This is a genomic window from Rhodococcus sp. P4_F3_2 (genome assembly GCF_056401335.1).
Genome location: NZ_JBFUJN010000011.1, coordinates 94,512 through 120,984 on the forward strand (window position 1 = coordinate 94,512; position 26,473 = coordinate 120,984).

The window sequence follows — 26,473 nt, forward strand, 5'->3', positions numbered from 1 at the left end:
CCCTTCTCGGCTCCGGATCGGGGGCCGCACGTTGACGGAGTGCCTCTGTTTACTGTAGTAATCTCTATCACACTGTTAATTGAAGTGTCACGAGGAGGTGAAACCAATGCTTGGAAACACACCACCCGCACAACCTGGGAATGCACCGGTCGTACTCACGCTTTCCGATGTCTCGATCGAATTCGGCGGAGTCACGGCTCTCGACGCCGTCGGCTTCGACGTCCGCGCGGGACAGATCTGCGGACTCATCGGGCCGAACGGCGCTGGTAAGACCACGCTGTTCAACTGCATCACAAGGATTTACGAACCGAGTCGCGGTGTCATCACCTGGCAAGGAACCGACCTGTTGGGATTGCGTCCCTATGCGTTGGCATCTGCAGGAATCGCTCGAACTTTTCAGAATCTCGCGCTGTTCGGCGGCATGAGTGTCTTCGACAACACCATGGTCGGTGGATCGTCGCGAGGTCGCTTCGGGCTCGCGAGTGGGCTTCTCGGCCTGCCTCCGGCGCGTGCCCGAGTCCGAGAACTTCGAGAGAAGGCCTGGTACCTGCTCGAACGTCTCGAACTCGTCGACGTCGCGAATGCACCCGCGTCCGGTCTACCGTTCGGAACTCTCAAGCGTGTCGAACTGGCACGGGCATTGATGTCCGAGCCCTCGCTGCTTCTGCTGGACGAACCTGCCGGCGGGCTCACGCACAGTGAAGTCAAAGAACTGGGAGAACTGATCGTCTCGCTCCGCGACGACTTCGGCTTCGGCGCGCTTCTGGTCGAACACCACATGGGATTGGTGCTCGGGATCTCCGATCACGTTGTCGCCCTGAACTTCGGCCACAAAATTGCCCAGGGAACCCCGGCGGAGATCCAGCAGGACGACGCCGTGATCAACGCATATCTGGGGCGTGCGGCATGACCCTGCTGAGCGTCGACGATCTGCACGCCGGTTACGGGCGAGGCAATGTACTGCACGGGATTTCGCTCGACGTGGAACCCGGCGGGGTCGCTGTCGTTCTCGGCGCGAACGGTGCAGGCAAGACCACCATGATGCGCGCGCTTGCCGGATTGATCCCGCATCAGGGAACGATCACCTTCAACGGTTCGCCGTTGGGATCCAAACCTGAACGCGCCGTGGCCGCCGGCGTCAGCCTTGTCCCACAGGGCCGCGGAACTCTCGGTCAACTGTCGGTGCGTGACAACCTGCTCGTCGGCGCTGCCCTTCGTAAGGACAAGGCGGAGATCGAAGCCGACATCGAGCGGTGGTGTGAGACATTCCCCGTGCTCGCGAGGAGGTCCACACAGTTGGCCGGTTCGCTGTCAGGCGGTGAACAGCAGATGCTCGCGGTCGCACGGGCATTGATGAGCCGTCCCACCCTTCTTTTGTGCGACGAACCGAGCCTGGGGCTGGCGCCCATCGTCATTGCCGAATTGTTCGACACGCTCGGTGCGATCAACCGCAGCGACGGAACTGCACTGCTGATCGTGGAACAGAACGCCGATCTCGCGATGAAACTCGCGTCGAAGGTCTTCCTGCTCGACGTAGGCACCATCGTCGCTGCCGGAACGCCCGAGGAATTTCGTTCCGACGACGTCGTGCGCAGCGCTTACCTCGGGTACCAGGAGTAAACGGTGACACTCTTTCTCGAACGACTCATTTCCGGATTGACCAACGGGTCGATCTACGCAATTCTCGCGCTGGCACTAGTGGTGGTGTTTCGCGCCACCGGCACGATCAACTTCGCTCAGGGCGAGTTGGCCCTGTTCACAACCTTTGTCGCCTGGTGGCTGACGACGATGTCCTGGCCGATCTGGTCGGCGATCGGAGCGGCCCTGGCTTTGGGGTTCCTGCTCGGAGCATTGATGGAGCGTCTGCTCATTCGGCCGGTTCAGCGTCGAAGCGACATGGCAGTGCTGATCGTGGCACTGGGATTGTTCACCGGGCTCAACTCGTTGGCCGGAATGCTGTGGGGGAGCGATACCAAGATAATGCCGAGCCCGTTCCCCAACGGTCCCACCGACTACATCTCGGTGGGGGGTGCGCGTGTTTACGGCGACGCACTGGGCGTACTGGTGGCGCTCGTTGTCCTACTTGTGTTGATGTCCTTGCTCTTTCGCAAGACGAGAGTCGGTCTGCACATGCGTGCCGTCGCGGACAATGCCGAATCTGCCACTCTCGCCGGAGTTCCGACCAGCCGGATACTCGCAATCGGTTGGGGAGTAGCAGCTGCCATCGGTGCTCTGGCCGGTGTCCTGGTCACTCCGCTCTCGCCGCAACAACTCGGTCTCACGACCATGTTCCCGATCTTCATCGCAGCATCCGCCGCAGCGCTGTTCGGCGGCCTGGACAGTCTCGTCGGCGCCGTGGTCGGCGGGTTGACGATCGGTGTCCTGGAATCGATGCTCAGCGGCTACATTTCGGTCATCGGCGGTTCGCTGCAGCAGACATCCGCCCTGTTGATCATCGTGGTGATCCTCTTCGTCAGACCCAATGGACTGTTCGGTACCAAGAAACTGGAGCGGGTATGACGACGCTTGCCGAGAGAAATGAACCCACCGTCGCCGAAAAGGCAGTCAGGCGACCGCGGGTAGTGGTCGCCGGATCGACGTCGTACCGGATACTCCAGTTGGGTCTGCTGGTGGCTGCCGTGTGTGCGTTGCTTCTCGCGTCACAGAGCGCGCCGTTTCGCGTGGGGCAGTTCACGAGCGTCTTCATCATCGCGATTGCCATTGCGGGACTCAATATCGTCAGCGGATACACCGGACTTCTGTCGATCGGCCATTCTGCCTTCTTCGGCCTGGGCGCGTACACGACCGGCGTTCTGATCGTCGATCGCGGATACTCGCCGTTGACCACGATCCCGATGGCGGTCGTATTGTGTTTTGTACTAGGGCTTCTCGTCGGTCTTCCTTCGTTGCGGATCAAGGGGCTGTATCTGGCTCTCGTGACACTCGCCGTCGCTGTTGCATTTCCCGAGGTGATCCGCAAGACCGGGGATCTGACCGGTGGTGCCGCCGGAATGGTGGTTCGCGCAAATCTGCTCGTTCCGCCGAAATGGACGGGGTTGACCCGAGCCGACACCTACCTCTGGATCTTTTGGGTGTCGGTGGTGACTCTGGCGATCGTCATGCTCCTGATTCGCAATCTCGTCAAGAGTCGATTCGGTCTGGCTATGGTCGCGGTGCGTGACAACGAGATCGCGGCGAGCGCAAACGGCATCAACGTCGCGCGGGTCAAGATTCTCGCTTTCGGGCTTTCCGGCGCGATCACGGGCCTGGCAGGTTCACTGTTCACGATGTACATCGGCGCGCTCTCACCCGAATCCTTCTCGCTGATGAAGTCGATCGAGTTCATCACCGGACTGGTGTTGGGCGGAATCGCAACCCAATTCGGCCCGATCGTTGGGGCAACGGCAGTGGTGTTCTTGCCGTACTACACCGGAAGCGTCACCGACGGCCCCGTGTCGGGAGTGGTGTTCGGCGCGGTGCTGATCGCGATCGTGTTCTTGATGCCGGACGGAATCGTCGGACGGATCAACAGCGTGCTCCGACGGTTCGTCCTCGTGGTTCCCGCAGATCATCCCAAGTATCGCGAGGGTGAACCTCGCACCTGAGCGCCGTCTCCCTCGCCCACTCTCGTTTCCCTCAACTCACAGCAAGGAACTGGACGATATGAAAAGGCAGACCACGATTCCCGCAGTCATCGCCGCTGCGGCACTACTCCTTTCGGCCTGCGGAGGTAGCTCCGACGCAGAGAGCAACACGTCGACATCGGCCGGCGCAGTATCGGTCGACGACTGCAGTGATCCCAGCGGTGCCGCAGCGCCGATCACCGACAAACTCACGGTGGGATGGAGTGGGCCGACGTCCGGCCCGCTCGCCGATGCCGTCGGCAACGTGATCGAAGGAATGCGAGCACGGTTCGAGGTGGAGAACGCGGCCGGCGGCGTCGGCGGCGTCAAGCTCGACGTCGTGGTCAAGGACGATGCATTCTCCCCGGAGCGCGCCAAAGCCAACGTCGGAGAGTTCATTCAGAAGGACAAGGTCGACGTTCTGGGTACCTTCGGGGCCGGACAGTTGAACGCCATCGCGGACGATCAGACCACTGCCTGCGTGCCGCTGCTCTTCGCGCAGGCAGGCATGCCCGAGTTCCGGGTCATCGAAGACTTCCCGTGGACCACGGAGTATCTACCGGATCCGGGCGTCGAGATGGAGGTAGTGGTCGAGAGCTTGAAGAAGAAGTATCCGAACGGCGCCAAGGTCGCACTGGCCACGAACCAGACCGAGTCCGGACAGGGAATCGCCAACGGCTTCAAGTCCGCGATCGAAGGAACCAACTTCGAGATCGCGGCGGAGGAGGCGCTGACCGACCCCAAGACGGCGGCTTCGACTCTCAAGGCCAGCGGCGCCGAGGTTTTGGTGGTCGCCGGTGTCACTACCGACTGCCTCGCGATCACTCAGGCGATCGGACGTGTCGGATGGAAGCCCGACACCGTGATTCAGCCGTCGAACTGCGTCGACGGTGCGACCCTGTATGCACCCGCCGGTGATGCTGCGGACGGGCAGCAGGTGATGGTGTGGCTCAAGGATCCCAACAACGCTCTCTACAAGGACGACGCGGCGGTGCGCGACTATCTCGCCGGTGCAGTGGCTCACGGTGCAGATTCCCCGACCAACAGCTACACCGTGAACGGCTGGGCCATCGGTGACCTGTTGGTGGACAACTTCACTCGGGCCTCTCAGTCACCCGACGGACTCTCACGTGCCACCATCATGAGTGCCGCGCGAACGCAGGACTACCACCCGCCGATGTTCATCGACGGAATCAAGTTCACGATGACCGCGGACCATGCGTTGGGAATCCTGGCCTTTCAGCCGTTCGAGTGGAATGCCGCTACTCAGGCGTTCGAGAAGCAGGGCGACGTGATCGACATTTCCGGCCGTTACGAGAACTGAATCGAGTGCGCGAATGAACAAGACACACAGGGGATTGCATCCTCGCGTCAAGGTGGACGAATACACCTCGAAAGGGTGGTGGTCCGACGAGACGATCGATCACGTGTTCCGGGCGCAGGTGCGGGCCCGAGGGGACGAGCTTGCCGTAGTTGATCCGGCGAACCGCAGCGAGTTGTCCGGCGGAGATCCACGACGCCTCAGTTGGAACGAACTGGAGAGCGAAGTCATCTCGCTCGCTGCGCGCTTCACCGAGGCAGGCTTGGGCCGGGGAGACGTTCTGGGCGTTCAGATGCCTAACACCGTCGAACTGGTCGAGGTCTACCTTGCAGCGTGGTCGCTGGGGATCGTGGTCTCACCCTTGCCCATGCAGTACCGCGAACGTGAAGTGGAAGGAATGGCCAATCAGGCGGCGTTTGCAGCATTTGTCACCGTGCCCAGCTTCGGGGACAGATTCCCGGCTACGGAGATCGCTGCAATCAGATCCCGAATTGCCTCTCTGAGATCGGTATTCGTCTACGCTCCCGAATCAGAGCTTCCGGCTGAGCTTCCTACCGGCGTCGTGGGGCTGAGTCCTCGGGCAGCCACCGAATCGCAGCGAAGTGCTCTGGACAGACGAAACACCGAAGATCCGAACGACCCCAACGACGCGATGACGATCTGTTGGACCTCCGGAACCGAAAGCGAACCGAAGGGGGTCCCACGTTCGCACTACGAGTGGCTGGCCATCTGCTGGGCCACGATCGATGCTCCCGACATCGTCGTCGACGACGTCCTGCTTAACCCGTTCCCGATGGTCAACATGGCCGGAATCAACGGAATGTTCCTGCCCTGGCTCCGCACGGGATGTGTACTGGTACAGCACCACCCGTTCGACCTTCGAGTGTTCCTCGGACAGATCGAGGCCGAGCGGGTGACATACACGGTAGCGCCGCCTGCTCTGTTGTGGATGCTGCTCGCCGACGAGTCGATGCTCGCGGCGGTCGATCTGTCGAGCTTGACGCGGATAGGTTCGGGTTCTGTGCCACTGCAACCTCCGATGGTGCGGGGATGGCAGGAGCGATATGGAATCGGAGTCATCAACTTCTTCGGGTCCAATGAAGGCATCAGTCTGCTCTCCTCGCCTGCAGACATGCCGGATCCGGACGACCGCGCACGGTACTTCCCTCGTTTCGGTGTCGAGAACTTTCGCTGGAGCACCAGGATCTCGGACTGGATGGACGTTCGCTTGGTCGACGTGGTCACCGGCGAGGACATCACCGAAGTCGGACACCCGGGTGAGTTGCGAATCAGCGGACCGACAGTCTTTGCCGGCTATCTCGGCGATCGGCCGTCACCGTTCGACGAGCGCGGATTCCTGTGCACCGGAGATATCTTCGAGATTGCCGGTGATCACGGACAATTCCTACGCTACCTGGATCGAGGCAAGGACCTGGTGATCCGCGGTGGAATGAACATCGCTCCAGCCGAATTGGAGGGTTTGATCGCCGAGCATCCGGCCGTCGCGGACGTGGCCGTCATCGGCGACCCCGACGAAGTGCTCGGTGAGCGCGTCGCAGCAGTGGTGACACTTCGACCCGAGACGGAACTCGAACTCGATGCTCTGGTTGCGTTCCTGAAGGACAAGCGCATCGCGTCGTACAAACTTCCCGAGCGGCTGGAGATTCGGAAAGAACTGCCGCGCAATTCGACCGGAAAGATCCTCAAGCGCGAGCTTCGACAGAAGAGTGTGGCATGAGTGTGATGAACGACAGTGACAAGCTTGCGTTGGCGCGTGAGATGTTCCAGGCGTGGGACGTCATGGACTGGGCACGCGTCGTCGACCTGTTCGCCGAAGACGGTGTGCTCCACAGCGTGATGCAGGAACCGCTTGTCGGCAAGGAGGCTGTAGCGGGCCGAATTGCATTGCTGGCAAGCAAGTGTGAACGGATCACCCTGAAGATCGAGTCGCTCGGCGTGATCGACGGCAGGGTTTTTGTACAGCGAGTGGACGATTTCCACTTCGACGGGACCCACGGCGTCGTTCCTGTTGTCGGAATCCTCAGCATGGCAGACGGGCTGGTCACAGAGTGGCTCGAATACTACGACCGTCCGACACTCTTGAAGGGAATGGGTCTTGTCTCCGATTTCGAATAGCGGGATTTCGAATAGCGGGATTTCGAATAGCCGACTGCCGACGATCGATATCTCCCTGGGCTTGTGGCAGGACCGTCCGCCGCGGGAGGTGACCACTACTGCACGCCTCGCCGACAAACTGGGGTTCGGCCGAGTGTGGGTGGGGGAGATGGCGACGTACGACGCCTTTGCTCTGGCGACGTCAGTCGGCGCCGGCTTCGAGCACTCCGAGTTGGTGGTCGGTCCGCTCGCGGTGACGGTTCGTGATCCGGCGATGATCGCGATCGGGGCGGCGTCGGTAGCCGACCTGACCGGGCGTCACGTGTCGATAGCGTTGGGCACGTCCAGCACTGTCGTGGTCGAAAAATGGCATGGGCGAAGCAGATCGGGGGCCGCACGTGCACTCGCGGAGTCAGCCTGCGCTGTGCGAGCGCTGATGGACGGCGAGCGGGGCGAAGTCGCCGGAACGGTGATGCGGACCAGCGGATATCGACTGCGACTTCAGCCGCCGGGTGGGCGGCTGATCGTTGCAGCTTTCGGAGACAAGGCCCTTCGCGCCGCGGTGGAGTTGGGCGACGAACTGGTGCTCAATCTGGTCAGCCCGGAGCAAGCGGGGCGCCTGATCGCACGGTGCAAGGAAATCGCGGCTGAAATGGGAACGCCGATGCCCCAGGTGTCGGTTTGGGCGCCGGCGGCCGTGGCAACCGAAGGCCCAACTCAGATGTCGATCGATCAGCTCAGACGTGGGCTTGTGCCGTATCTCGCTGCCCCCGGGTACTCGGACATGTTCGTGCGAGCAGGGTTTGCATCCGTGATCGAGGCAGCCAGGGCCGGGACCGCGCCTCGAGAGATCTTGAGTCAGGTCTCGGACGCGATGGTCGCGACGGTGGGAATCGTGGGAACCGCGGCCGATGCGCGCGAGCAACTCGAGGCGTATCGAGCGGTGGGCGTGGACACCGTCGTGGCCGTGCCTTCATCCACTGATTCGGATCCGGCCGGGCAAGTGACGATGGAACTTCTTGCCGAGATGGTATGACGAATCCCCGACGAACTTACTCTAAGGTAAGTTCGTCGGGGATATGTCGAATCGGAGGAGTTGGCATCCAGATAGCATCAATGCCGCGACCGGTGGCAGTGATCGTTGGGCAAAGCTCGAGTGGCCGTGCGGATCTACAGGCCTGGAAGCCTGTTTTGCCGCCGGGATCACAGTGTTCCTCGACATCCCCCGCCGGATCAGTCCCGCATAATGTCCATGGTCCCACGAGCGGCGAGCAGCATGTTGGTCAGTCGTTCGGGTGAACTCGGTAGGATCTAGCCATGCCTAGGATCGAGAACGATGAACCCGCCTCGAGTTTTCGACGCCAGCATCCTTCGAAGGGTGAGCTTCAGAAAAGAGCAATCTTAGATGCGTTTCGCGATCTCCTCGCGAAAAGAAACTTCCTCGAACTATCTGTGGCGGATATTGCAACTGCAGTCGGTATCAACCGTTCGAACTTCTACTTCTACTTCGAATCGAAGTACGAGGTGCTCGGTGATCTGGTCGCGGATGTTTGGAGCATATGGATCGAACGGACGGGTGGTGTTCCCCGACGCGCTCACGAATCGATCGAGATATACCACGATCGATTGATCAATGCCGCCTATTCTACGTGGGTTGACCACGATGTAATTTTGATTGCTGGAATGCAGGCCGTGGGCATCGACGCCGATATTCGTCGCCGATGGTTGGCGCTACTGGGCTCGTATACCCGCGAATACGCACATCAAATCGAAGTCGACGCGGCGGCAGGCGTGGCTACGCCCATTACCAACGATTACGTGGGATTGGCCACTGTTCTCAACGACATGTGGATAGTTGCCTATTATCAAGATCGCTTGGCGAAGCCTCAGGTAAGTGAAACCGAACGAATGATGGATAATCTACGTTTAGTGACGCTCAGTTCCGCATGGGGAATAGATCCGCGACGAGAAAAAATCGACAGTGGTGCAGAATGATGCCTCTCACTTTCTCGGATGGCACCATTCTGCATCAGAGTGAATACTCTGTGGTTGTCGTGGGACAGACAATTTCAGAACGAAATTTCGTTTCTACGCTTCGGTCCGCATAGAGAACCTGGCCGGTCGCGACTGAATCGTCACGCTCGTCGGAAAATCCAATGCGGCGACGGCTTCAGGGTTGCCGGTGGGTGCATTGAGCGGAATTCCTGAAAGATCTCACGTCCCGCCTGCGAACTGAACCCATATTCCGTCATTGGGGTGCGGATCACACCGGGCGCCAACGCATTCAATGCAATGCGGGCCCCGGCCCACTCCGGTGCCGAGGTGTTCCTTCGGATCCACAGCGACAACGCGCGTTTGGTTGTCGTCTACATCGGATTGTTTCCGATGGCGTCCACCGCATCACCGATACGCGGGTGATCATAGCGCCCTTGGGTTTTGTGTGGTGTAGAGAAGCTGGACTGGATCGGTCGGCGAGGAAGCCTGTATCAGATTTGGAACGGCGCCTTCGCCCGCGACCTCGAGTCTCGAACCCTCCGCCTCGCGTAACGGCAGGATGTGCTCGACAGTGACCGGGTCGCTCGACACGGTAGTGAGGGCGTCCTCGAGGGTCGGATCGACCAGGACAGCCCGTGCCCCGGATTGGCTGAGAGATACGTCAACTCCCCGACCTGCGTGCGTAGTTCGCCGGCACATATATCAGTCCGGCGCGTGCACACGCCAGGTATCTGATCAATTAGGCGTCGGGGTTGGCGCCGTACGCCGCGACGCGATCACCCGTATTCGGATCGAAACCTCCGAACGGAAGGCAGTGTTGCCGGGAAAGCTCGCGGCGGAGTGTCGCAGGACACCATCGACAGTACCGCCCGTCGCTGCAGCGGACACTACTTCAAGATCCAGTGAAATCTGCTTTGTTGCAAGGCATTTCCTCATATCGACGATTGACAACCTTCAGTCCAGACCTGGCTGCTGCGTGGACTGGGTGGGGTTTACAGATCCCATCCGGGTATGTAGCGTGTCATTAATTGACGGGCTGTCAAGAACTATCGACGACATGTCGAGTTTCGGTCCATCTCTCAGAAAGATTCCGATGAGCAGCAAAGATGTCATCGTCAAAACCCCCGTCCGGTTGCCCGAATCCGGAGTGCCGGTCGCTGTGGACTTCGATCACACAGCACTACTAGCGCGCTACGACGCAGAGCGAGGCGCGCGGATGGCTCGACCTGCAGGCGGATCGAGGGGCGCGGGCGCGCACGACGACGATGCACTTCGGTCGTTGGCCGTTACACCCTTCCGGGAGGTCCATCAAGCGCGTGACAGGGACTTCTGGGGGCATCGAAGAATGGTGAGAAAACGGTGAATTCACCGGACTTGAACTCAACAGGAATGGATAACAAATCATGACTGAAGTTTCACTCCAGACCCCGCTGGCTGCAGATTCCCAAGCTGTCGCGGACATGTTGGCCGCAGTACTGCCCGTTGGAGGCCTCAGCGGATTGTCCATCACCGACGTGCGCTCAGCCCTCGAGCAGTTAGGTGCGCAACTGCCGGAATTGCCCCAGGTCGGCGATGTGTCGGACCACAGCGTGCACGCGAACGACGTGTCCTTCACAGTCCGGGTCTATCGTCCAGACGTCGACGCTCGGCCAAGTCCCACACTGCTCTACTTTCACGGAGGTGGGTGGGCCACCGGTGGACTCGACGGGGGCGTCGACTACTTGTGTCGAGATATCTTATCGCGCAACAACATTGCTGTTGTATCTGTCGACTACCGGCTCGCTCCCGAGGACAAGTTCCCAGCCGCTGTCAACGATGCGGTTGCGGCGCTTTCATGGGTTCGAGAGCACGGCCCGGCGCTCGGCATCGATGTAAACCGGCTAGCAGTGGGCGGTGACAGTGCCGGCGCAAATCTTTCCGCCGTGCTTACCCATCTCGATCGCGGTGCGATGCCGGCATTGAAGTCTCAGGTGCTTTTTTATCCGGGGACGGAATATGCGATTGCGCGCCCCTCGTGGGTCGACAACGAGCACGCTCCATTGCTGGCCACGGCTACCGTCTTGTGGTTCTTCGACATATACACCACAAGCGATGAGCGTTCGGATCCGCGCGTATGCCCTTCGCTCAACCAGTCATTCGTCGACTTACCACAAGCGTTGGTAGTCACCGCAGGGCATGACCCCCTTCGTGATGATGCCATCAACTACGCGTCCTTGTTGGAGCGCGACGGCACTTTCGTGAATCACATCAACATCAGCGACACGATTCATGGGTTCATGACGATGCCGAATCTGAGCTCATACAGCACGGTAATCGACCTGGTTACAGCACATCTAGGCGCGACGATCTAGCCGATCTGGGTACGGAGTCTTTGCGGGATCTACAGCAGGGGCCGTATGAATCATGTTGCAGAACACGTTGGCATGACGAATCCCCGACGAACTTACTCTCAGGTAAGTTCGTCGGGGATATGTCGAATCGAAGGAGTTGCCGTGAGTGATCGTGTTCGTGTCGAGGTAGTGCAGTCGGTGGCGTACGTGACGCTGAACCGGCCGGAGAAACTCAACGGTCTCGATCTGGACATGCTCGACGCGCTGGTGGACGCGGCCCGAACGATCAGAACTGATCGTTCGATCCGGGGCGTGGTTCTGCAAGGCGCGGGCGACGCATTCTCGGCCGGATTGGACTTCGCTTCTGCCGGCAAGCAGCCGAGCCGGATGGCCAAGGCCTTTGCGAAATTTCCCGGTCAGAAGACCAACCTCTTTCAACGTGCGTGCTGGGTGTGGCGCGAATTGCCCGTGCCGGTCATCGCGGTCGTCCACGGCCACTGCTTCGGCGGGGGACTGCAATTGGCGCTCGCCGCAGACTTTCGATTCACCACCCCTGATTGCACGTTCTCGGTGATGGAGGCGAAGTGGGGATTGATCCCCGACATGACCGGAACGGTCACGATGCGCGAACTCGCGGCGATGGACGTCGTGAAACGCCTCGCCATGACTGCTGAACTGTTCGATGGAAATCAGGCTCTCGAGTGGGGGTTCGTGAGCGGAGTAAGTGACAATCCGATCAAACCGGCACAGGAACTGTTGTCGCAGATCATGACTCGCTCGCCGGACGCCGTCGCAGGGACGAAGACGTTGCTGCACAAGACCTGGAACCGATCGCCACGCGGTGCGTTCTGGATCGAATCGCGGATCCAACTGGCGCTGATGAGAGGCAAGAACCACAAGATCGTACGCTCCGCGAATACTGCGAAGACGTTGCCGGAGTTCGCCATTCGAAAGTTCGGCTGACAAACTCCGGCATCGCGTCGCCGTGGGGCGTTCTCATTCAGGCCGATTACACCATCAGATCTCGTCCAGATCGGTCCTTGATGAGCATCGTGGCGACGAACGACACTGCGGCCAACAGGGCGAGATAGATCGAGATGGCAAGAGTGCCACCGGTCTTGCCGAGGAGCCATTGGGCGACGGTGGGAGCAAAGGCGCCGCCGAAAATGGTGCCGACGGCGTAGGAGATCGACGCGCCGCTGTAGCGGATCGAAGCTGGGAACAGTTCGGCGAACAATGCCGGTTGAGGTCCGTACGACAGTCCGAGTCCGACCGAGAACAGGATCATTGCCACGTAGATCCAGCCGAGATTGCCGGTGTCGATGAGGAGGAAGAACGGCACCGCGAAGAGGATCATTGCGAGGTTGCCGACGTTCATCACCGTGGTGCGGCCGCGCCGATCCGACCAGTAAGCGCCGATCATGGTGAAAACGCCCCACGTGACTGCACTTGCGAGCGTGGCAATCAGTAGTTCGGTCTTACCCAGGCCGTAGGTCTTGGTTGCGTACGCGACGATGAATCCGCCGATCACCATGTAGCCGTTGCCGTTTGTGCCGATGAAGGAGAGGGCCGCGAGTACGACCTGCTTCGGGTGTTTCTTGAACAGAGTTCGGATAGGCGTGTTGCTCTCGGTGCGGCGTTCCTTGAGTTCGGCGAACACGGGTGACTCGCTGACCTTGCTTCGAATGTAGAAGCCGACGCCGATCAGCACGACGCTGAGCAGGAACGGCACTCGCCATCCCCAGGTGGTGAACTGTTCGTCCGTGAGGGTGAACGTGCACAGTGCCAAAACGCCGGTGGCGAGCAACATTCCGAGCGGTACGCCCATCTGGACGAACGCTCCGAAGAACCCTCGACGCTTGGTGGGTGCGTGTTCGACGGCAAGAAGAGCAGCCCCACCCCATTCGCCGCCCGTCGAGAATCCCTGCACGATTCGGAGAAGGATCAACAGGATCGGCGCCCAGATGCCGATCGAGGCATACGTCGGCAGCACGCCGATGAGAACGGTCGCGGCCCCCATCATCGCCAACGTCGCGACCAGGACACGTTTACGGCCGAGTCTGTCGCCGAGATAGCCAGCCACGATGGCGCCGAGAGGACGGAAGACAAAGCTGATGCCGACCGTGACGTAGGAGACGATCTGGCCTGCCGAGCCCATCGGCTTGAAGAACAGGTCGGCAAAGATCAGGGCTGCGGCTTGGGCGTAGATGAAGAAGTCGTACCACTCGACGGTGGTGCCGACCATCGACGCCATCGCGGCGCGGTCGTACTCCTTCGCGGCGGGCTTGGTGCCAGTTCTGGTTGTGGTCATCGAGCTACTTTCTGCCAGTCACGTGGTTCACCGGCGCGGTGAACTGCGAAGTCGGAACAGGGGAGAAACGCTGTTCGATCTGCGACGTTGCCGGTGTGCTCGGTGCATGCTTTTGGCTGACTCGGAGCGTTCCTGCGCGATCTCATTGTCGATATTGGCAACCGAATGATCGGTAGGTAATGAATTATGCAGAAGTGTGAGCGTCAACACAAGGGGTGCCGGAAAGGTCTGATTATCTGGTGCAGAGCATGCGAGAAATCAGTTGCTCAGGTGTGGAGCGACGCGGCGATCCGCAGATCGATTTCCCTGGCGCTGAGCAGATGGTCGAGGACGAGAACCGCACAACCGAGGATCCCGGATTGTGCGCCGTGGCTGACCGAAGCGATCTGAAGCTTTCGGGTGGCAAGCGCCGTTGCGTTGCCGTAGACGGACTCCCGAAGTCCGGCGAGGAAGAGCTCGTCTGCCTCGGCCATGTCGCCGCCGATGATCAGGACCTCGGGATTGAGGAGGTTGACCGCGCCGGAAATGACGTCGCCGATCAGTCGGCCGCTGCTTCTGATGAGCCGGCGGGCTTCGCTGTCGCCGTCCAGGGCGAGGCGGACGACGTCACGCACGTGCCCGACACTTCGGCCCTGATCTCGGAGGGCGTGCACGAGAGCCCAGCCGCTGGCGACGGTTTCGACGCAGCCGACGTCGCCGCAGCGACACTTCATGCCCCGCGCTGCAGCGGTTTTGGTATGCCCGATCTCGCCGGACGCTCCGAGTGAACCGCGTTGGAGGATTCCGCCCATGACGATTCCTGCGCCGAGGCCGGTTGACGCCTTGATCATCAGGAGGTTGGGCGCGCTCTCGCGTCGTTCGCTCAATTCGGCCAGGGCCATCACGTTGGCATCGTTGTCGGCAAACAGCGGCGCCGTGGTCACCGATGCCAGATAGGGGGCAAGAGCGACGCCGTCCCATCCCGCCATCATCGGAGAGTCGAGGCTCGCTCCCGCGGCGACGTCGACCGTTCCGGGAATGCTCAGTCCGATTCCGATGACCTCGGTAGACGCGCGTTGGACCTGGGCCAGTAGTGACGAAAGATGCTCGGCAATTTCGGGCATCAGTTCGTCGGGGCCGACCCCGACCGACTTGTCGATGTCTTCTGCGGCGAGGATCGTGCCCGCCAGGTCGGTGACGGCAAGTTGTGCCCGCGATCGACCGATTGCCACGACGAGAACCACGCCGGACGAGTTCGCGAAGGTGAGAGTGGACGGCGGCCGGCCGCCCGTCGACGGGCCCTCGTCGTCATCGGCGATCAAACCAAGCGATTGAAGTGCTGCAACCCTGGCCGATACCGCCGTCCTGGACAGGCCGGTGAGCTTCCCGATCTCGCTGCGCGTGGTCGCGGAACCGCTGCGTATCAGCGTGAATACCTCTCCCGCGGTAGCCGGAGTCGTGGACGGTCGGGTCATTGTCCTATTCAAGCATTCCTCGTCGGTAACTTCAGCGTGCGAAAGTTCGCATACTTTGTCCACAAAAAGACGTAAGTAGGTCTTGTGAAAAAGCAGAAGTAGGCATAGTCTGTGTCTTGACTCACTGCCACGGGCGTCCGAGGAGACGAGTCGCAGTTTCTGTGAAGCAGGGCGCACAAACAGGGGAGAACCTGATGAGCCGCACCGATACACAAGAGATCGTCGAGTTCGCACGTAAGTGGCAGCAGTTCGACGGTGGACCTGACGAAGAGATCTTTGTAACTTTCGGCCTCGCCCCGGATGAGTATTTCCGCAGGCTGCAGGCAATTCTCGACGACGGCGTCGTAGCGCTGACTCCGCCGGTCACCGGCGAACTCGCAACGGTCTGTGCACATCGACTCGGCCAATCGGCCAGGCGTCGATAAGTCCGACCCGGCGTCAGCCCCGAGTCACCCGAATCCGTTTCACCCGAGTAAGGAATTGAGGTCGCCATCATGCACAAGCACCTTCCGATGCCGTACCCGACCGCCGAAGTGTGGGACTGGCAGCTGCAGGGAGCGTGCCGTGGGCACGATTCCGCGGTCTACTTCCACCCGGACGGCGAGCGTGGACACGCTCGCGAGAACCGTGAACGCAACGCCAAGAAGGTCTGCGCGACGTGCCCTGTACTCCAGCAGTGCCGCGAACACGCACTCTCCGTCCACGAGCCTTACGGCATCTGGGGTGGAATGACGGAGACCGAGCGCGCAGAATATGTGCGATCGCTGCGTAAGCGCAGCAACCGGATGCCCGCGGTCGCCAACGCGAGCTGACGGTCCTTCGGAAAGGACGCCAGTGTGACCCTCGTAGCCGGTATCGATTCGTCTACCCAGTCGTGCAAAGTCATTGTCCGTGATGCCGATTCGGGAGAACTGGTACGAGAAGGACGGGCGGCCCATCCCGTTGGTACCGAGATAGATCCGACATGCTGGCTCGAGGCGATGGACAATGCAATCGCCGCGGCGGGTGGGCTCGGCGACGTCGCAGCGGTATCCGTCGGAGCTCAACAGCACGGCATGGTGTGTCTGGACAGCGGCGGCGAGGTCGTCAGGCCGGCGCTGCTGTGGAACGACACTCGTTCGGCGAAGGCTGCGAAGGATCTGGTCGAAGAACTCGGCGGATCGAAGGCGTGGGCCGACGCGGTTGGCGTAGTTCCGGTCGCCGCGGTCACGGCAAGCAAGCTTCGATGGCTCGCAGATCACGAGCCAGGCAACGCCGATCGCACTGCCGCGGTGTGTCTTCCGCATGACTGGCTGTCCTGGAAATTGGGCGGGTCCGGTTCAATCGAGGAGCTCGCCACAGACGCGGGCGACGCAAGTGGAACCGGCTATTACGCTGCCTCGACGCGCGAATACCGTACCGACTTGCTGGCGTTGGCATTTCGCGATCGCACCCCCCATGTTCCCCGAGTTGCATCGCCGAACGACAAGATCGGAAGCACTGACTCCGGGGGAATCATCGGACCGRGTACGGGTGACAATGCCGCAGCCGCACTGGGTTTGGGAGCAGTCCCCGGTGACGTGATCATCTCGATCGGAACATCCGGCGTCGTGTCGGCTGTATCGGCCACCCCCACGCACGATCCCAGTGGAAACGTGGCAGGATTCGCGGACGCAACCGGTCTGCACCTGCCGCTCGTGTGCACTCTCAACGGCGCGCGCATTCTTGATGCGACGGCGTCCATTCTCGGTGTCGATCACGCCGAACTGTCCCGGTTGGCGTTGACCGCGCCCCTCGGAAACGACGGACTGGTCATGATTCCGTACTTCGAGGGCGAGCGGACGCCCAACCGCCCTGACGCCACGGGAGCGATGCACGGTTTCCGGCTGCAGAATTCGACGCCGGCGCATTTCGCGCGCGCCGCAGTCGAAGGGCTCCTGTGCGGCTTGGCCGACGGCGTCGACGATCTGGTTCGTCAGGGCGTCGAGGTGAAGCGAGTTCTCCTCGTCGGAGGCGGAGCGAAGTCTCGCGCTCTCTGTGAGATTGCGCCGGCAATTCTCGGAGTGCCGGTCGTAATCCCTGCTCCGGGTGAGTACGTCGCCGAAGGGGCATGCAGGCAAGCAGCATGGGCACTGTCCGGGGACACGCAGCCGCCGGTGTGGCCGAAACCGGAAGAGCGACGATTCGACGCCGAACCAGCTCCCCACGTGCGCGAGCGCTACGCGTCGTTGCGCGAACTCACCGAAGGCGTCTGAGCGCTCCCTACAGAAGCCCGAACTTCCGCACTGCGTCGAGTAGCGCGTGCGGACGTTCGGTCGTCGGCAGGGGATCGACGAGTGCGAACTGGCAACCGACGTCTCGGGCCGCGCCGTCGGCGACGTCGCTGTCACCGATCATCAGGGTCTGCGCCGCATCCACATCCAGCTGTGCCAGGGCGTATTCGAAGATCGCGGGTTCCGGTTTGACTGCACCCACCTCGAACGACAGGACGAACTCGTCGACCCAGACGTCCCAGCCGCGGTCGACGAACGCCGGACGGATGTCGAAGGCGATGTTGCTCAAGACGGCAGTGCGTACGCCCTTCTCCGACAATGACTTCAGGACCTCACCGGTATCCGGGTACGGCGACCACTGGTCCGGATCGACCAGCAGCGCGTAGAAAGCTTCGGCTCGAACGGGATCGGGCACCCCGGACTTACTCAACACGTCGAGGTAAGCCTGACGATGCAACTTCGGATCCCGGTCGCGGTTCTCCCACGCGTAGATCCCGGCTTCGTCCATCTCAACGGTTCTGCCCACCGGCGCGGTCATCCGACGCATCAACTCGGCTTGAGCGTGCACGTCGAGCGGATCGCCTTGATGATCGACGAGGTGCTCGGTCCAATCGTCGCTCTCCTCCAAACGGAAGAGGGTTCCGGAGAAATCGAACAGCGTCGCGGCGATATGTCCGTCTTGATGGGCCGTGCTGTCAGTGTTCACCTCGACAGGTTATCGGCGTCCGCTTTCCGATGCTTGATGTGAGCCAGTGCACGCGTACTTTGAGAGAGCACATTTTCCGAGGTTCCCCCGACGGGCACGATTTCGATGCCCCGGATGAACCGTATGACGAGGGGGATCCTCCGTGTCCGACCACGCGAATACACCAGACCTGACGAAGCCGTCCGGCGAAGACCCCCACCTCTCACGTCAGCTGTCCAACCGGCATATCCAGCTGATCGCCATTGGTGGTGCCATCGGCACCGGACTGTTCATGGGATCGGGCAAGACGATCTCGCTTGCCGGGCCCTCCGTGATCTTCGTGTACATGATCATCGGCTTCATGCTCTTCTTCGTCATGCGGGCGATGGGGGAGTTGCTGCTCTCGAACATGGCGTACAAGTCGTTCTCCGACTTCGCCGCGGATCTGCTGGGCCCCTGGGCGGGATTCTTCACCGGCTGGACCTACTGGTTCTGCTGGATCGTCACCGGCATCGCGGACGTCATCGCGATTTCCGGATACTTCAAATACTGGTGGCCAGGTCTCGCGGCATGGATACCTGCTTTGCTGACGATCGCGGCGCTGCTGCTCCTCAATCTCCCGACCGTTCGCGCCTTCGGTGAAACCGAGTTCTGGTTCGCGCTGATCAAGATCGTCGCCATCGTCAGCCTTATCATCGTCGGCATCGTCATGGTCGTCTCCGGGTTCACGGCGCCGAACGGTGCCACCTCGGGTATCGACAACCTCTGGAACGACGGCGGCATGTTCCCGACCGGATTCATGGGCTTCGTGGCCGGCTTCCAGATCGCCGTGTTCGCCTTCGTGGGAATCGAGCTCGTCGGCACCACCGCCGCCGAGGCGAAGGACCCGGAGAAGAACCTGCCGAAGGCCATCAACTCCATCCCCATTCGTGTCCTGCTGTTCTACGTCGTTGCACTGACCGTGATCATCGCGGTCACTCCGTGGCGCGAAATCAGCGCAGACAAGAGTCCGTTCGTCGCCATGTTCACACTCGCCGGCCTCGGCATCGCTGCATCTGTCATCAACTTCGTCGTGCTGACCTCCGCTGCGTCTTCGGCCAACTCGGGTATCTACTCCACCTCGCGCATGGTGTTCGGCCTTGCACAGGAGGGCGACGCACCGCGGGCACTCGGCAAGCTGAACTCGCGCAAGGTCCCCGCGAACGCCCTGATGTTCTCCTGCATCTTCTTGCTGGCGTCGCTGATCCTGCTGTTCTCGGGCGATTCCGTGATCGAGGCCTTCACCGTCGTCACGACCATCTCGGCGCTGCTGTTCATGTTCGTGTGGACGATCATTCTGGCGAGCTACATGGTGTACCGGAAGCGTCGTCCGCACCTGCACGAGGCGTCGAAGTTCAAGATGCCCGGCGGCATCGTGATGTGCTGGGTCGTGCTCGCGTTCTTCGTCTTCATCCTCTGGGCGCTGACAACCAAGGACGACACCCTGCAGGCACTTGTCGTCACACCGATCTGGTTCGTGGTTCTGGGAATCGCGTGGGCGATCATTCGTCGCCGACCCGCTCACCGGGCACGATACGACGCATTCAAGTCAGAACTGGACGCCAGCCGACAGAACGGCGAGAAATAGTTTTGGTCAAGATCGGGTAACGGTGGCGGCCGCCTTGATCAAACTGTTACATTCTTCGGCAGACAGAGGAGCGGGCTTCATCAGAAGGACGCTGCACGCCGACGACTGACGGAGTACACACTGTGGGAAACCACCACCGCACGGGCAATGACGATGTTGTCTTCGAGATCGATCCCGAGGCAGCAAGCGGCCGCCACCGCACCCCGTCGGCTGGCCCTGGTGCCGGTGTCAAGGCGGGTGTCGTAGCTGCGGCTACCGGTGCACTCCTCGTCGGTGCAGGCCAGATGGGTGCAGGAACCGCTGCTGCGGCGCCGGCAACTCAGACCATCGCCGGCATCGAAATCCCGCAGGGTCTGCTCCCCGAGGGCGTTGTCGTTCCGGCTGAATTGGCGGCACTTCCCGCTCTCGACATTCCCGAGCTTCCCGATTTTGCTGCCGATCTCAACACGCAGGCACAGCAGTTCCTCGCGGGGATCAACCCCGGCACCTCTGCTCGCACCGTGCAGCCGGTGTCCGGAACGCTGACCTCCACCTTCGGTTCGCGCTGGGGAGCACACCACGGCGGTCTCGACATCGCGGCTCCGATCGGTACGCCGATCCTGGCCGCAGCCGACGGCCAGGTCATCGACGCCGGCCCGGCGTCAGGTTTCGGCCTCTGGGTCCGCGTCCAGCACGACGACGGCACGGTCACCACGTACGGCCACGTCAACGACTACCAGGTCAACGTCGGCCAGCGCGTCAATGCTGGCCAGCAGATCGCCACAGTGGGTAACCGTGGCCAGTCCACCGGCCCGCACCTGCACTTCGAGGTTGCCGAGAACGGCGCAAAGGTCGATCCCGCAGCGTGGCTGCAGGCTCGCGGCGTGGCTGTCACCTGGGTAGACAACTCGTAAGAGAAACTTTCGGAGAACTGCGGTGGCGTCGGGAAATTCTTCCCGGTGCCACCGCAGTTCTCGTTTGTCGGTGACACCGGCCGGATAGCCTTCAGTGACGTTGATCGTCGAAGGGGGAATGCGCGATGGGTGCAGAAGTCACGGCGCGAGAATTCACGCGGGCGGACCGTAGGCTCTTTCGCAAGAAAGTGCGGTCATGCGTCGACGCCATGAAGCAGATGCTCGACGGTGGTGACTTCCGAGACGCCGTCGACAAGCCGGCGCCGCTGCTGGGCATGGAGATCGAATTCAACCTGGTGAACGGGGACATGGCTCCTGCGATGTCCAACCGTGAAGTGCTCGAATCCATCGACGACGCTGCGGTTTTCCAAACCGAGCTCGGACAGTTCAACGTCGAGATGAACGTTGAACCCGGCCCACTCACCGGTGATGCAACTTTCGAATTGGAAAAGAAACTGCGCGCCTCCCTCGACGTCGCAGACGCGCGAATCCATGCGCACGACGCCGAGATGGTGATGATCGGGATGCTGCCGACCCTGCAACTCGAGCATCTCGATCGAGAGTGGATCACCGCGAACCCGCGCTACGAATTGCTCAACGAGCAAATTTTCACCGCTCGAGGCGAGGACATCGAACTCGACGTCGAAGGTGTCGCGCTACCTGGCAGCGACGTGGAAATTCTTCGGGCCGATACCAATTCGGTAGTCCCGGAGGCGGCATGTACGTCCATGCAGTTGCATCTCCGCGTTGCGCCGGAAGAGTTTGCCGCGCATTGGAATGCCGCGCAGTGTCTGGCCGGCGTACAGGTGGCGTTGGCGGCTAATTCTCCTTTCCTGGCAGGCAAGGCACTCTGGCACGAATCGCGCATCCCGATCTTCGAGCAGGCCACGGACACAAGAACTTTCGAGCTGAAGAACCAAGGTGTGCGGCCGCGGGTGTGGTTCGGTGAGCGGTGGATCCACTCAGTGCTCGACTTGTTCGAAGAGAATTCACGGTACTTCCCGGCCCTGCTGCCTGACGTGTCGGACATCGATCCACTGGAAGTGCTCGCGGCGGGTGGGGGTCCGGAGTTGAGCGAGCTTCAGATGCACAACGGCACGGTCTATCGCTGGAATCGTCCGGTGTACGACTGCTCGGATGGCAAGCCGCACTTGCGTATCGAGAATCGAGTGCTGCCGGCCGGACCGACTGTCGTCGACATCATGGCCAATGCGGCCTTCTATTACGGCACAGTTCGGGCGCTGGTGAACGCGGAGCGGCCACTGTGGTCGCACATGTCGTTCCATGCGGCAGAAGAGAACCTGCACATCGGCGCCAAGTACGGACTCGACGCAACTTTGTACTGGCCGGAGATCGGTTGGGTCGGTGCCGACGAGTTGGTCCTGCGAAGGCTGCTGCCGTTGGCGGACGAGGGTTTGGCGGACTTCGGGTTGTCCGCCGCGGCCCGCGATCGGTATCTCGGCGTCATCGAGGGGCGGTGCCTGAATCGGCAGACCGGTGCCGCCTGGCAAAGAGAGCACGTGGCGCGCGCGGAGGCCTCGGGCGCGGACCGCTCGACTGCGCTCACCGGAATGCTCCGCGGTTACGTCGAGAACATGCGGGCGGGAGATCCCGTTCACACCTGGTCCTGATTGCTCTGCTAATTCTCCTATCCGTCAACAGTTTCGGGGACCTAAGTCCCCGAAATGAAGAGGGGGCGACCCCAAAAAAGCCGGACAAGTGGGATGGTTAGAGTGAAAGTGGCTCGGTTACTTCTTCAGGAAGGTGGGCACATGAGTTCACGCGAACATAACAGTGTTGTTGTCGGAGTCGAGGGTTCGGACACTGCGTCCACTGCGCTCCGCGAGGCCGCGAAAATCGCCGCCCAGCGCGAATTGCGACTCGACATCATCCACGCTCTCGACTTCGCGCCTTACGGTTTCGGCGGACCGTACGTCGACGCGGGTGGGGTGTACGAATGGGTCGAAGAGGCGGGAAAAGCGATCTTGGCAGAGGCGGAACAATTCGCCCGTGAGATCGATCCGAAACTCGAAGTTCACACCGAAATCGCCATCGGCAGCGCAACTCAGTGGTTGATCGAGAGTTCGGCGCAGGCCAGGCGGGTCGTTGTCGGAGCGTCCGCTTCAGGCAAGGCGGCGACGGCAGTTCTCGGCAATACAGCGGTCGGTGTTGCCAGTCACGGCAAGTGCCCGGTCATCGTCGTGCGGGACCGCGACGGCGCAGTGCCTTCGGAGGGACCCGTCGTGGTCGGCGTCGACGGCAGTGCGCTCAGCGCGCAAGCAGTGGGCGCGGCATTCGAGGAAGCAGCGTTCCGCGGTGCCGAGTTGGTGGCGCTGCACGTGTGGAGTGACCTCGGCAGCGCGGCATTCGAAGACCCGAGGGCAGCTGCGCTTGCCCCGCAGTCTCTCGAAGAGGAAGAGCACGCCGTACTCAGCGAGAGCTTGGCCGGTTGGTCCGAGCAGTACCCGGACGTGAAGGTCCGGCGCGAGGTATACCTCGACAACCCACGAGGACGGCTGCTGGACTGGTCGGCAAAGGCGCAGCTTGTTGTAGTCGGCAGCCGTGGCCGTGGCGGATTCCGTGGCATGCTCCTCGGCTCGACCAGCAATACCCTGATCGCTTCGGCCAAGTGCCCCGTCATGGTGGTTCGCCCCGAAGAATCCTGACCTCTCCAGGTTCTCCCGCTACCCCGTTCGTTTCGGTCATCGAATACGAACGGGGTAGTCACATGAATGCGGACTCATGTTCCGTAGTGTTCGATGTGAGTTAAGTGTTCGATGGGAGTACCAAGGCTGTGTGCGCGTCGCACACGGCGGCAATCGTCTGGATTGGGGTTACAACGTGCGTATCGGTATGGGTTTGAACTACAGCGGCGGGTTCGCCGAAACCGTCGAAGAGGTCGGTGACCTGGAGAAGGCGGGCCTGGACATCGCCTTCGTTCCGGAAGCGTATTCCTTCGACGCGGTCAGCCAGCTCGGTTACCTGGCGGCCAAGACGTCCACCATCGAACTCGCTTCGGGAATCTTCCAGATCTACACCCGTACGCCCTCGTTGACCGCCATGACGGCAGCGGGCCTGGACTTCGTCTCCAACGGTCGCTTCGTTATGGGCCTGGGTGCTTCCGGACCGCAGGTGATCGAGGGATTCCACGGCGTCAAGTACGACGCTCCGTTGGGACGCACGCGTGAGGTCGTCGAGATCTGCCGTCAGGTGTGGCGCCGCGAGAAGGTCGAATACCAGGGCAAGTACTACCAGGTTCCGCTCCCCGCCGAGAAGGGCACCGGACTGGGTAAGCCGCTCAAGCTGATCAATCATCCTGTGCGTGAGCGCATCCCGATCCTGATCGCTTCGCTCGGACCCAAGAACGTCGAGCTGACGGCTGAGATCGCCGAAGGCTGGGAACCCATCTTCTTCCATCCGGAGAAGGCAGCAAGCGTATGGGGCGAGCCGATTGCGAAGGGCAAGGCCAAGCGCGATCCGAGCCTCGGCGAGCTTCAGGTGTACGCGTCGCCGGCCCTGGCCATCGGTGACGACGTCGACCACATGCTCGACTGGGTACGCCCGAGCCTTGCGCTCTACATCGGCGGTATGGGCGCCAAGGGCAAGAACTTCTACAACGACCTCGCGGTGCGATACGGCTACGAAGAGGCCGCCGAGAAGATTCAGGATCTCTACCTCGCGGGCAAGAAGGACGAGGCCGCAGCAGCGGTCCCGGACGAGTTGGTTCGCGCCGTGTCGTTGATCGGTCCCGAGAGCTACGTCAAGGAACGCGTCGCAGCCTTCGCCGAAGCCGGCGTCACGACGCTCAACGTCACGCCGTTGGCGGCCGATCGCAACGGCCGTGTTCAGCTGATCGAGAAGTTCCGCAAGATTTGTGACTGACCCTGCCGTGGGGGGGGGGGGGGGGGGGGGGGGGGGGGGGGGGGGGGGGGTTAATAAAGGCGCACAGCAGATCGGGTGATTCGGGATCTCTTGCGCACGAAACCCGATTTTCGGCGCTTTCATATGGGACTTTTTTCACTTCTGACCGGTCGGGTTCTTCGCCTAACGTGGATCGAGTAGCCAGGGTTTGCGTGCGAATCCGGCACCGGTGGCCTCGTTGACGCCCGAAAGGGATGTTGGCGGGGCCGTTGCCGCAGTCCACCCGAACTCCGAATGTCCGATTCGGGACTCGCGTCGGCTGATGAATCCTTTTTGCCGTCATTGGGCAATAGTGTGAGGGCGAAGAGATTCTCTGGTCGATCGTGGAGGGACGAACATGAGTGCAACCAAACCCGTAGTCGTGGCAGTGGACGGCTCGGAATCGGCGTCGTCGGCTGTCGTCTGGGCCGCTCGAACGGCGGTGGCGCTCGGTCGTCCGCTGCACATTGCGACGGTGGTGCACATCCCCGCTTTCTACTACTCCGAGCCGTACCTCGCCGAGAGCTTCAAGGACGAACTTCGCCGTACTGCCACCGCTCGTCTGGACAGCGCGCAGATCCTCGCGCGGCAAAGCATCGACGACGACCTCCAGATCGTCACCGAACTACTCGACGGCAGCGTCTCCGATCGCCTGATCGAATTGTCCAAGGGCGCGTACGTCATTGCGCTCGGGCCCCGCGGGCATGGTGAATTCACCGGATTGGTCGTCGGTTCCGCGACGGTGTCGGTCGTCTCGCACGGCGAATCTCCGGTGGCGGTAGTCCGGGGCCGGACCCTCGATGGTCGACCGCCGACCGAAGGTCCTGTCGTCGTCGGCGTCGATGGATCCGAAAGCAGCATCGAGGCAGTCGAGCATGCTTTCGAACAGGCATCCGCTCGGGGTGCAACGTTGATCGCCGTCAACGTGTGGAGCGATGTGAGCGTGCAGCCCTCCCTGGGCGCCACCCCCGACGATCCACTGTGGAGCAGCATCCAGACAGGTGAGGAAGTTGTCCTTGCCGAGCAATTGGCTGGTTTCACCGAGCGCTACCCGGACGTCGTCGTCGAGAGAGTCGTCGCGCGTGACCGTCCGGTCCGAGTGCTGAGCGAATACGCGGAGACGGCGCAATTGCTCGTCGTCGGCAGCCGTGGGCGCGGCGGATTCGCGGGAATGCTCCTCGGATCGACCAGTCGGGCACTGCTCCATACTGCGGATTGCCCGGTTCTCATCGTCCGGCACGTCAACAAGTGAAGAGAATGCATTCAATGACTTTTGAGTCCACCATCTCCGGTACCGTTCGACGTGAGATGTCTTTTGGAGGGGTTCGATGACAACGCGGATATTCCTGGTCGACGATCACGAGATCGTCAGACGCGGATTGTTCGACCTACTCGGCGGGGTCGAAGACTTCGTGGTGGTGGGTGAGGCCGCATCCGTGGGAGAAGCATTGGCTGCGGTACCGCAGAGCAATGCCGACGTCGCGGTTCTGGACGTACGGCTGCCGGACGGCAACGGCGTCGAACTGTGCCGCGAACTGCGCTCGATGCTGCCCAACCTGCGCTGCCTGATGCTCACGTCGTACGCGGACGACGAGGCACTACTCGACGCGATCATGGCGGGCGCCTCGGGATTTGTCCTCAAACAGATTCTCGGAACCGATCTGGTCGCTGCGGTCCGCACAGTCGGGCGCGGCGGTTCACTGCTCGACAGTCGGGCGACGGAGGCGCTGATGCAGCGGATCCGTAGCGACCGCACCGCTGATCCGTTGGCCGAACTTTCCGATCAGGAGCGAGCAGTCTTCGACCTCATCGGAGAGGGACTCACCAACCGGGAGATCGGCGCGCGATTGTTCCTCGCGGAGAAGACAGTCAAGAACTACGTGACGCGTCTGCTCTCGAAGCTGGGCATGCAGCGTCGTACTCAGGCTGCGGTGCTGGCCACCGAAATCCGCAGCGGCAGTCGGTAG

General features: G+C 61.4%; 26 protein-coding genes. 23 read left to right on the plus strand and 3 right to left on the minus strand.

From position 1 onward, the window contains the following. The first annotated feature begins 106 nt into the window (after positions 1-106). The 13 genes from AC1DWA_RS13650 (at position 107) to AC1DWA_RS13710 (ending at position 12,347) form a co-directional block, all read left to right on the plus strand. Positions 107-910, plus strand: coding sequence for an ABC transporter ATP-binding protein (locus AC1DWA_RS13650; protein WP_020970389.1), 804 nt, complete (start codon positions 107-109; stop codon positions 908-910). Next, on the plus strand, positions 907-1,620 hold the full coding sequence (locus AC1DWA_RS13655; RefSeq protein ID WP_020970388.1) for an ABC transporter ATP-binding protein: 714 nt from the start codon (positions 907-909) through the stop codon (positions 1,618-1,620). Before AC1DWA_RS13650 ends, AC1DWA_RS13655 begins: the two co-directional genes overlap by 4 nt. Before the next feature lie 3 nt (positions 1,621-1,623). Beyond that, entirely contained in the window at positions 1,624-2,520 is an 897-nt protein-coding gene (locus AC1DWA_RS13660; protein WP_019744803.1) for a branched-chain amino acid ABC transporter permease, read from the plus strand. Beyond that, positions 2,517-3,605, plus strand: coding sequence for a branched-chain amino acid ABC transporter permease (locus AC1DWA_RS13665; protein WP_046379012.1), 1,089 nt, complete (start codon positions 2,517-2,519; stop codon positions 3,603-3,605). The genes AC1DWA_RS13660 and AC1DWA_RS13665 overlap by 4 nt, the downstream gene beginning before the upstream one ends. Positions 3,606-3,663: 58 nt before the next feature. Next, positions 3,664-4,947: an ABC transporter substrate-binding protein gene (locus tag AC1DWA_RS13670; protein WP_046379011.1), complete on the plus strand. Its 1,284-nt coding sequence runs from the start codon at positions 3,664-3,666 to the stop codon at positions 4,945-4,947. Between the two features lie 13 nt (positions 4,948-4,960). Beyond that, positions 4,961-6,682 carry a class I adenylate-forming enzyme family protein gene (locus AC1DWA_RS13675; RefSeq protein WP_046379010.1) on the plus strand — a complete coding sequence of 574 codons (1,722 nt, stop codon included), beginning with the start codon at positions 4,961-4,963 and terminating at the stop codon, positions 6,680-6,682. Next, positions 6,679-7,080 carry a nuclear transport factor 2 family protein gene (locus tag AC1DWA_RS13680; protein WP_019744799.1) on the plus strand — a complete coding sequence of 134 codons (402 nt, stop codon included), beginning with the start codon at positions 6,679-6,681 and terminating at the stop codon, positions 7,078-7,080. The genes AC1DWA_RS13675 and AC1DWA_RS13680 overlap by 4 nt, the downstream gene beginning before the upstream one ends. Before the next feature lie 61 nt (positions 7,081-7,141). Then, positions 7,142-8,095 carry an LLM class F420-dependent oxidoreductase gene (locus AC1DWA_RS13685; protein ID WP_261779188.1) on the plus strand — a complete coding sequence of 318 codons (954 nt, stop codon included), beginning with the start codon at positions 7,142-7,144 and terminating at the stop codon, positions 8,093-8,095. Positions 8,096-8,376: 281 nt separating this feature from the next. Continuing rightward, positions 8,377-9,054 carry a TetR/AcrR family transcriptional regulator gene (locus tag AC1DWA_RS13690; protein WP_078377375.1) on the plus strand — a complete coding sequence of 226 codons (678 nt, stop codon included), beginning with the start codon at positions 8,377-8,379 and terminating at the stop codon, positions 9,052-9,054. Between the two features lie 261 nt (positions 9,055-9,315). After that, entirely contained in the window at positions 9,316-9,477 is a 162-nt protein-coding gene (locus tag AC1DWA_RS13695) for a hypothetical protein (RefSeq protein ID WP_155250671.1), read from the plus strand. A gap of 670 nt (positions 9,478-10,147) precedes the next feature. Beyond that, positions 10,148-10,417 carry a hypothetical protein gene (locus AC1DWA_RS13700; RefSeq protein ID WP_155404274.1) on the plus strand — a complete coding sequence of 90 codons (270 nt, stop codon included), beginning with the start codon at positions 10,148-10,150 and terminating at the stop codon, positions 10,415-10,417. Positions 10,418-10,457: 40 nt separating this feature from the next. Continuing rightward, positions 10,458-11,405: an alpha/beta hydrolase gene (locus tag AC1DWA_RS13705; protein WP_477846263.1), complete on the plus strand. Its 948-nt coding sequence runs from the start codon at positions 10,458-10,460 to the stop codon at positions 11,403-11,405. Positions 11,406-11,546: 141 nt separating this feature from the next. After that, positions 11,547-12,347 carry a crotonase/enoyl-CoA hydratase family protein gene (locus tag AC1DWA_RS13710; protein ID WP_046379007.1) on the plus strand — a complete coding sequence of 267 codons (801 nt, stop codon included), beginning with the start codon at positions 11,547-11,549 and terminating at the stop codon, positions 12,345-12,347. 46 nt (positions 12,348-12,393) lie between these two features. Here AC1DWA_RS13710 and AC1DWA_RS13715 read toward each other — a convergent pair whose 3' ends face one another. Together AC1DWA_RS13715 and AC1DWA_RS13720 are read right to left on the minus strand one after the other, a co-directional pair. Next, positions 12,394-13,695: an MFS transporter gene (locus tag AC1DWA_RS13715; protein WP_092763081.1), complete on the minus strand. Its 1,302-nt coding sequence runs from the start codon at positions 13,693-13,695 to the stop codon at positions 12,394-12,396. Positions 13,696-13,961: 266 nt separating this feature from the next. Next, a complete protein-coding gene (locus AC1DWA_RS13720; RefSeq protein WP_021332277.1) occupies positions 13,962-15,149 on the minus strand; it encodes an ROK family transcriptional regulator in 1,188 nt (395 codons plus the stop codon). Positions 15,150-15,343: 194 nt separating this feature from the next. Here AC1DWA_RS13720 and AC1DWA_RS13725 point away from each other — a divergent pair, with 194 nt between their 5' ends. The 3 genes from AC1DWA_RS13725 (at position 15,344) to xylB (ending at position 17,383) form a co-directional block, all read left to right on the plus strand. Beyond that, positions 15,344-15,574 (plus strand): DUF3263 domain-containing protein, encoded by a 231-nt coding sequence (locus AC1DWA_RS13725; RefSeq protein ID WP_020970382.1) that lies wholly within the window; start codon positions 15,344-15,346, stop codon positions 15,572-15,574. Positions 15,575-15,643: 69 nt separating this feature from the next. Continuing rightward, entirely contained in the window at positions 15,644-15,961 is a 318-nt protein-coding gene (locus AC1DWA_RS13730; protein WP_003946343.1) for a WhiB family transcriptional regulator, read from the plus strand. Between the two features lie 24 nt (positions 15,962-15,985). Further along, positions 15,986-17,383, plus strand: coding sequence for a xylulokinase (xylB, locus tag AC1DWA_RS13735; RefSeq protein ID WP_477916714.1), 1,398 nt, complete (start codon positions 15,986-15,988; stop codon positions 17,381-17,383). Between the two features lie 7 nt (positions 17,384-17,390). On the opposite strand, the gene AC1DWA_RS13740 is transcribed toward xylB, so the two are convergent. Next, positions 17,391-18,107, minus strand: a complete 717-nt coding sequence (locus AC1DWA_RS13740; protein WP_020908678.1) for an HAD family hydrolase — start codon at positions 18,105-18,107, stop codon at positions 17,391-17,393. 142 nt (positions 18,108-18,249) lie between these two features. Between AC1DWA_RS13740 and cycA the strand changes: the two genes are divergently transcribed. From cycA to AC1DWA_RS13775, 7 genes are all read left to right on the plus strand, one after another. After that, positions 18,250-19,713, plus strand: coding sequence for a D-serine/D-alanine/glycine transporter (gene cycA, locus AC1DWA_RS13745; protein WP_019744791.1), 1,464 nt, complete (start codon positions 18,250-18,252; stop codon positions 19,711-19,713). 122 nt (positions 19,714-19,835) lie between these two features. Beyond that, positions 19,836-20,606 (plus strand): M23 family metallopeptidase, encoded by a 771-nt coding sequence (locus AC1DWA_RS13750; protein ID WP_003946431.1) that lies wholly within the window; start codon positions 19,836-19,838, stop codon positions 20,604-20,606. A 125-nt stretch (positions 20,607-20,731) separates the two neighbouring features. Then, the gene (locus tag AC1DWA_RS13755; RefSeq protein WP_477846264.1) at positions 20,732-22,237 is read left to right on the plus strand and encodes a glutamate-cysteine ligase family protein; all 1,506 of its coding nucleotides are present in this window, start codon (positions 20,732-20,734) and stop codon (positions 22,235-22,237) included. Between the two features lie 141 nt (positions 22,238-22,378). Next, entirely contained in the window at positions 22,379-23,272 is an 894-nt protein-coding gene (locus tag AC1DWA_RS13760; RefSeq protein ID WP_020970378.1) for a universal stress protein, read from the plus strand. A gap of 175 nt (positions 23,273-23,447) precedes the next feature. Next, positions 23,448-24,488 carry an LLM class F420-dependent oxidoreductase gene (locus AC1DWA_RS13765; RefSeq protein ID WP_007727670.1) on the plus strand — a complete coding sequence of 347 codons (1,041 nt, stop codon included), beginning with the start codon at positions 23,448-23,450 and terminating at the stop codon, positions 24,486-24,488. Between the two features lie 376 nt (positions 24,489-24,864). Further along, entirely contained in the window at positions 24,865-25,758 is an 894-nt protein-coding gene (locus tag AC1DWA_RS13770; protein ID WP_477846265.1) for a universal stress protein, read from the plus strand. A gap of 76 nt (positions 25,759-25,834) precedes the next feature. After that, positions 25,835-26,473 carry a response regulator gene (locus AC1DWA_RS13775; RefSeq protein ID WP_019744786.1) on the plus strand — a complete coding sequence of 213 codons (639 nt, stop codon included), beginning with the start codon at positions 25,835-25,837 and terminating at the stop codon, positions 26,471-26,473.